This window comes from Thermomonas sp. (genome assembly GCF_047606765.1).
Taxonomy (GTDB): domain Bacteria; phylum Pseudomonadota; class Gammaproteobacteria; order Xanthomonadales; family Xanthomonadaceae; genus Thermomonas.
Map to the genome: position 1 here is coordinate 1 of NZ_JASGED010000083.1, position 7,423 is coordinate 7,423.

Sequence of the window (7,423 nt, forward strand, 5' to 3'; positions counted from 1 at the left end):
AGTCGATGACGCTGGACCGCGCGCGCGACGTGAAGATGGAACTCATCACCAAAAGCGGCAAGACCCTCCTGCTCAAGCCGAAGGTGTCGCTGCTGGACGGCGAGATCATCGATTCCATGTTCATGAGCAAGAAGGCGCTGCTTGCGTTCTACGAGCAGCAAATCGAAGACGCCTACAAGACCGGCGTGATGTTCTCGCTGCACGTCAAGGCCACGATGATGAAGGTCAGCCATCCCATCGTGTTCGGCCACTGCGTGCGCATCTTCTACCGCGATGCCTTCGAGAAGCACGGCAAGCTGTTCGACGAACTGGGCATCAACGTCAACAACGGCATGGTCGATCTGTATTCCAAGATCGAGTCGCTGCCGCAGAGCAAGCAGGACGAAATCAAGCGCGACCTGCATGCCTGCCACGAGCATCGCCCGGAACTGGCGATGGTGGATTCCGCCAAGGGCATCACCAATTTCCATTCGCCCAACGACATCATCGTGGATGCCTCGATGCCGGCGATGATCCGCAACGGCGGCAAGATGTGGGGTGCCGACGGCCGCTTGAAGGACGTGAAGGCAGTGATGCCGGAAAGCACCTTCGCCCGCATCTACCAGGAGATCATCAACTTCTGCAAATGGCATGGCGCGTTCGACCCGCGCACGATGGGCACCGTGCCCAACGTCGGCCTGATGGCGCAGAAGGCCGAGGAATACGGCAGCCACGACAAGACCTTCGAAATCCCCGAAGACGGCATCGCCAACATCACCGATCTGGACACCGGCGAAGTGCTGATGTCGCAGGACGTGGAAGCAGGCGACATCTGGCGCATGTGCCAGGTCAAGGACGCGCCGATCCGCGACTGGGTGAAGCTGGCCGTGACCCGCGCGCGCAACTCCGGCATGCCGGCGGTGTTCTGGCTGGATCCGTACCGCCCGCACGAGAACGAGCTCATCAAGAAGGTCAGGCAATACCTGAAGGACCACGACACCAGCGGCCTCGACATCCAGATCATGAGCCAGGTGCGCGCGATGCGTTACACGCTGGAGCGCGTGATCCGCGGGCTGGATACGATCAGCGTGACCGGCAACATCCTGCGCGATTATCTGACCGACCTGTTCCCGATCATGGAGCTGGGCACCTCGGCCAAGATGCTGTCCATCGTGCCGCTGATGAACGGCGGTGGCCTGTATGAAACCGGCGCGGGCGGCAGCGCGCCCAAGCATGTGCAGCAACTGGTGGAAGAAAACCACCTGCGCTGGGATTCGCTGGGCGAGTTCCTGGCACTGGCGGTGAGCCTGGAAGAACTCGGCATCAAGAACGGCAACGCCCGCGCCAAGCTGCTGGCCAAGGCGCTGGATGCCGCCACCGGCAAGCTGCTGGACAACGACAAGAGTCCCTCGTCGAAGACCGGCCAGATCGACAATCGCGGCAGCCATTTCTACCTGTCGCTGTACTGGGCGCAGGCACTGGCCGAACAGACCGAAGATGCCGCGCTCGCCGCCATCTTCGCACCGGTGGCGAAGGCGCTGGCCGAACACGAGGAGGCCATCGCTGCGGAACTGATCGCGGTGCAGGGCAAGCCGGTAGACATCGGCGGCTACTACAAGCCGGACATGGCAAAACTGTCGGCGACGATGCGTCCCAGCCAGCGCTTCAATGACGCGCTGGCCTTGCTGGGCTGATCCACGGCAACGCTCGACGCGAAAGGCCCGGCCCATGCCGGGCCTTTTCGCATGTGCATCTTTCTGCACGCCCGCATTACTTGCGCGGGTTACCCTGCATGCATTCCAACGGGAGGATGCCCACCATGATCCGCACGCTCTCCGCCGCGCTTGCCTGCGCACTGCTCGCCGCCTGCGCCAGCACCACACCCGCCACCGATGCATCGCCCAGCGCCGCTTCCACGGCGGCCACCAACACCGAACTGGCAACCGCCATCGCCGGCAACTGGCGCAGCCTTGAGGAAACCGCGCGCGATGTCTATCGGCATCCCGCTGAAACGCTGGCGTTGTTCGGCGTGCAGCCCGATCACACCGTGGTGGAAATCACGCCCGGCGGCGGCTGGTACTCGGCGATCCTTGCGCCCTATCTGCGCGAACGCGGCCGTTACATCGCGGCGGTGGTCGATCCCGCCTCGCTGCCTGCAGGCGGCAGCCGCGACTACCAGCAGCGCGCGAAGGACGGGCTGGCAAAACGCTTCGCCGAGGCACCTGCACAATTCGACCGCGCGCAGTTCGCGGCCTATGACCCGAAGACACCGGTATTTGGCGCGCCCAACTCCGCCGACGTGGTGCTGACCTTCCGCAACGTCCACAACTGGCGCATGGCGGATCAGGCCGAAGGCATGTTCAAGGGTTTCTTCAACGTGCTGAAACCCGGCGGCGTGCTGGGCGTGGTCGAACATCGCGCCAAGGCCAACGTGCCGGCAGACGACATGACCGGCTATGTTGGCGAAGCGCAGGTGATCGCACTGGCGCAGGCCGCCGGCTTCCGGCTGGATGCGCGCAGCGAGATCAACGCCAACCCGCGCGACACCAAGGATCACCCCAACGGGGTGTGGACGCTGCCGCCGAGCAATCGACACGATCCCGCCGATGCGGAGAAATACCGCGCCATCGGCGAAAGCGACCGGATGACGCTGCGCTTCGTGAAGCCCGCTCGCTAGGAAACACACGCACCGCGCAGTCCAAAGCCGCGCGCGCGGCCGGGAACAGTGAATCACGATGCTTTTTCACATCATTCGCCAGCGCATGCTGATCGCCAACTGTCGGCTTCCTCGCCGTCAGTTCCGCAAAAACGGGTGTGGTCGCGCCTGAAATCTGCGCCAAGCGGCATGCACTGCCAGCCCGTATCCGATGCAGGCCAGCAGCAGTGCGCCAAGCAACAGGGCGGCATGGCCTGCATATTCAAAGGCGATGCGTGACGCACCAAGCACAATCAGGATCAGGCCCGGCGACACGCTCAGCCCACCTTTCCAGCCGGTGAGGGATACGCCCGCCACCGGGCACAGGCAAACCAGCGCACTCAGCAGCGCGCAGAGCACCGCCATCAACACGAGCGCCGCGACATCGACCGGCGTCACCGCGACATGCAATGCCACCAGCATCACCGGCGTCAGCACGAATACCTGCAGCAACAGACATAGCGGCGACCATGCGATTGCGCGCAGCAAGCTGGCACGCGCTTGCGCGGCTTCACCCCAACCCGGCAGCAGTGCAAGCTCGTCCAGTTCACGCGCCTGCTGTGAATACAGCATTTCCAGCCGCTGCCCGTAAGCCATCGGCGCAAAGCCACCCATGATCGCAAGCGCGGCCAGCATGCCAGCTCGCAGCACGTGATTGTCGAGTTGTGCGAAAAATGCGACAGCCAGCATCAAGCCCAACATCTCCACCAGCAGGCGACGCCAGTTCATCGGTGCATAGGCACCACCGATCAAGCTGCGCATGGCCCGCGGCGGATTGTCCGGGCCTGCTTGAACACGGCCCTCCTGCAACCAGGCCCACGCCCGCCATGGTTCCTGATAACCCATCACCCGGCCATGCGCTGTTTTCGCCATCTGCAATCTTGCCAACCCCAGCGGCTGCCACCACGAAACACCGCTCGCACGTTCCGCCCAGCGCAGGTTGAAGCGCCAGCACCACGCCACCAGCAGCACCATGCCCACAGCCAGCCACGGCCAATACGTCATCTGCCACGACCACTGCGGCAAGGACGGCAACACCGCAACGTGATTCAGCAGATTGAACATCATCGGCATGCAGCAGCATGCAACCAGCAGGGCGCGCGGCAGCTGGAATACCAGCAGACTGCAGGCCGCAACACAGGTCAGGATCGACAACGTGGTAATGAACGCCCACCCTGCCCAGACCAGGACCATTGCCGGCAACAGCGCAGTAACCAGCCATGCGCAGATCAAGGCCACGCCCACCATGCGTGCCAGCACCGGCATGCGCGATTGCCGCGCTTCCAGATGCAGGTTCAAAAGATTCGAGAACCACAGCATCCACGCCAACGCGACGGCCAGCACACAAGGCAGGATTGCCAGGGCTGGCTGATTGCCCACCACAACCAATCCTGCAACGGCAAACAACAAGCCGCTGCCGATGAGCACCGCCACGCATATCCATGTCGGCACGCAGTTGCGCAGCACCGGCCACGGCGAGTGCCATTGGCGAAGCGGAAGCACGGCACTCATTCGGCCACCTCCACGAACAGATCCTCCAGCGACAGCACTTCGGCATGCACACCGGGCGCTTCGGCCAATGCCGGCCACGGCGCGCCTTCCTCGCGCACGATCACCAGCGACAGCGTGCCGTTCTCCCGTTTGCGGCGTGCGATTTCACCCGGCACCTTGCCCGTCAATTGCGATGCCGCAGCAGCAGGAATGTGCAAGCGCAGGTGGCATTCCTTGAGCGTGTCCATCTCTACATGCAGCAGCACCTTGCCCGCGTGCATGAAGGCAACGTGCGAGGCGACGCGCTCCAGATCGGACACGATGTGGGTGGAGAACAGCACGGTGGTGCCGGATTCGCCGGCGCGCAGGGCGATCTCGCGCAGCAGTTCACGGCGTGCCACCGGATCGAGCGCGGCAGCGGGCTCGTCCAGCACCAGCAGTTCCGGGCGCGATGCCAGCGCGCGGATCAGGGCGATGCGCTGGCGCTCGCCCGGTGAAAGCTTGCCCAGCATCCGATTGCGCGGCAGCGACCAGCGTTGCAGCGTTGCATCGACGAAGGCGTGATCCCACTGCGGGTAGAAGCGCCCGACGAAATCCAGCATGTCGCCGATCTTCAGCCACGGCAGCGCTTCCGGTTGCTGCGGCACGTAGCCCAGCCGCGCCTTGGCGGCATCGTCCAGTGCAAGCGAAGGCTGACCCCACAGCATCGCCTCGCCTGCATCGGGTTCGATCAAGCCCAGCATGATGCGGATCAACGTGGACTTGCCCGCGCCATTGCGGCCAATCAGGCCAAGCACTCTGCCGGGTGCAAGCGCCAGCGTCACGCCGTCCAGCACGCAGCGGCCTTCGTAATGCTTGTACAGGCCGGTTGCCTGCAAGGGTGAAATCGTGGCGATGTTCATGGCATGTCCTTCATGCGTTGGCGAAGCCGGGCAAGTACCTCATCCGGCGCAAGTTCCAGTTCCCGCGCCTGCCGCGCGAGTGCATCCAGGGCCGGGTCAACCAGCGCCCAGCGTTTGCTTTGGCTCTGCCCGCGCGCAGCCCGCGCCGCCACCGCCATGCCCTTGCCACGCAGGCGTTCCAGCACGCCTTCCGCTTCCAGCTGGCTGTAGGCCTTGGAGACGGTCATCGGGTTGATGGCGTACGCGGCGGCGACCTCGCGCACGGAGGGCAGAACGTCACCCGCCGCCAGTTGCCCGCCTGCCACAAGACGCCGCAGCTGCTCGACAATCTGGCGGTAGATCGGCTCGGTGGAGGCCGGGTGGATATGCAGCATGCTTGCGTCCATGTGTATTACTACAACAATACACAAGACGCTTGTCAAGCATCGAATCACGCGGCCCGTGCTGCGATGATGTCCACGCCATGCTGATCGCCTTCAACAAACCCTATGGCGTGCTGTGCCAGTTCACGGATCGCAGCACGCCGCCACGCCCCACGCTGGCCGGCTTCGGCCTGCCGGCAAACGTGTATCCGGCAGGGCGGCTGGATTTCGATTCCGAAGGCCTGCTGCTGCTCACCGATGACGGCCCGCTGGCGCATCGGCTGACCGATCCGAAGCACAAGCAGCCCAAGACCTACCTCGTGCAGGTGGAAGGTGAACCTTCCGATGCACAGTTGCAGGCGCTGCGCGATGGCGTGCCGCTCAACGACGGGCCAACGCTGCCTGCGCAAGCGCGCCGCATCGATGCACCCGCGCTGTGGCCGCGCGATCCACCGGTGCGTTTCCGCAAGACCGTGCCGGATGCGTGGCTGGAACTGACCATCCGCGAAGGCCGCAACCGGCAGGTGCGGCGGATGACGGCGGCGGTGGGGTTGCCAACGCTGCGGCTGGTGCGTGTCGCCATCGGCGAACACCGGCTGAACGCACTGCCGCCGGCTGGCTGGCGCGAACTTTGAATCCGGGGCTATGCCCCCATCCAGCGCTTTGCTAACGTCCACGCACCGACTGCGCGGCGAAGGGGGGCCCGACGGGATGCAGCAGCAGATCATTCGTGCCGGCAAGATCCTGGTCGTTGACGACCAGCCCGCCAACCTGCGCGTGGTTGGCAAGCTGCTGGGCGAACACGGCTACAGCGTGACCACCGCCGGTGACGGCAAGGCCGCGTTGCAGGCGGCGCTGGCCGATCCGCCCGACATGCTGTTGCTGGACATGGTGATGCCGGGCATGGACGGCTTTGAACTGCTGGCCGCGTTGCATGAGCATCCGCATCTGCAGCAGGTGCCGGCGATGTTCCTGACCGCCGCGCAGGATCGCGAACTGCTGCTGCGCGCGTTCGCCGCCGGTGCCGTCGATTACGTCACCAAGCCGTTCATGCCGGAGGAACTGCTGGCGCGCGTGCAGGCGCATCTTGGCCTGAAGCTTGCGCGCAATCGCCTGCAACGGTTGGCACGCGAGCGGCAGGAACTGGTCAACCTGGTGGCGCACGACCTCAAGAACCCGCTCAGCAGCGTGCTGTTCGCAAGCGACATGCTGGCGATGGCTGATGCGCGCCCAGAACGCGCGCCGCGCTATCTGCAAATCATCCGCGACAGCACGCTGGACGCATTGGGCTATATCCAGCAATACCTAGAAAACCAGCAGCGCACGGCCAATGCCCTTGATGCGCAGCAATCGGCGCACACGCGGCTGGGCGACACGCTTGCATGGCTGGCGCAGCGCTACGAACTGCAACTGGAAGCACGCGGGCTGCGGCTGCACACCGCCTGCCCGGAGCCGGATGCCTGCGTGGCGATCGATGGCCGCGTGCTGCGGCAGGTGGCGGAAAACCTGGTCACCAACGCGCTGAAATACGCGCACGCCGGTGGCGAACTGGCACTGTCCGCGCGGCGCGGCGCGCCCGGCTACTGGCAATTGCTGGCGGAAGATCGCGGGCCGGGCATTCCCGCCACGTCACAGCGCGACCTGTTCAAGCCGTTCCAGCGCCTGTCCGGAGACGAAACCGCGCACCAGCTTTCCACCGGGCTTGGCCTTGCACTGGCGAAACAGATCATCGGCAATGCCGGCGGTCAGCTCTGGTACGAGGATCGCGAAGGCGGCGGCGCGCGCTTCGTGATCGAACTGCCGGAAGCCGACTGCGCTGACACGCCTTAGGGAAGCTCTGTACAACTCCCGAAACGTCATCCCGGCGAATTAGGGAAGCTCTGTACAACTCCCGAAACGTCATCCCAGCGAATTAGGGAAGCTCTGTACAACTCCCGAAACGTCATCCCAGCGAATTAGGGAAGCTCTGTACAACTCCCGAAACGTCATCCCAG

The 7,423-nt window shown here is 64.4% G+C and carries 7 protein-coding genes; 4 read left to right on the plus strand and 3 right to left on the minus strand.

The genetic code is table 11. From position 1 onward, the window contains the following. Both QM612_RS07910 and QM612_RS07915 read left to right on the plus strand, forming a co-directional pair. The coding region (locus QM612_RS07910; RefSeq protein ID WP_415253353.1) for an NADP-dependent isocitrate dehydrogenase at positions 1-1,673 on the plus strand (1,673 nt) is incomplete at its 5' end. A gap of 125 nt (positions 1,674-1,798) precedes the next feature. After that, entirely contained in the window at positions 1,799-2,656 is an 858-nt protein-coding gene (locus QM612_RS07915; protein ID WP_415253354.1) for a class I SAM-dependent methyltransferase, read from the plus strand. Between the two features lie 117 nt (positions 2,657-2,773). Here the strand turns inward: QM612_RS07915 and QM612_RS07920 are convergent, their stop codons facing one another. From QM612_RS07920 to QM612_RS07930, 3 genes are read right to left on the minus strand one after another with little or no spacing between them, the layout of a single operon-like run. Further along, positions 2,774-4,186 carry a hypothetical protein gene (locus QM612_RS07920; RefSeq protein ID WP_415253355.1) on the minus strand — a complete coding sequence of 471 codons (1,413 nt, stop codon included), beginning with the start codon at positions 4,184-4,186 and terminating at the stop codon, positions 2,774-2,776. Next, entirely contained in the window at positions 4,183-5,067 is an 885-nt protein-coding gene (locus tag QM612_RS07925; RefSeq protein WP_415253356.1) for an ABC transporter ATP-binding protein, read from the minus strand. Before QM612_RS07925 ends, QM612_RS07920 begins: the two co-directional genes overlap by 4 nt. Next, positions 5,064-5,453, minus strand: coding sequence for a GntR family transcriptional regulator (locus QM612_RS07930; RefSeq protein WP_415253357.1), 390 nt, complete (start codon positions 5,451-5,453; stop codon positions 5,064-5,066). Before QM612_RS07930 ends, QM612_RS07925 begins: the two co-directional genes overlap by 4 nt. A 77-nt stretch (positions 5,454-5,530) precedes the next feature. On the opposite strand from QM612_RS07930, the gene QM612_RS07935 reads away from it, so the two are divergent. Continuing rightward, positions 5,531-6,064, plus strand: coding sequence for a pseudouridine synthase (locus QM612_RS07935; protein WP_415253359.1), 534 nt, complete (start codon positions 5,531-5,533; stop codon positions 6,062-6,064). Positions 6,065-6,140: 76 nt separating this feature from the next. Next, entirely contained in the window at positions 6,141-7,259 is a 1,119-nt protein-coding gene (locus QM612_RS07940) for a response regulator (protein WP_415253358.1), read from the plus strand. Positions 7,260-7,423: the final 164 nt, after the last annotated feature.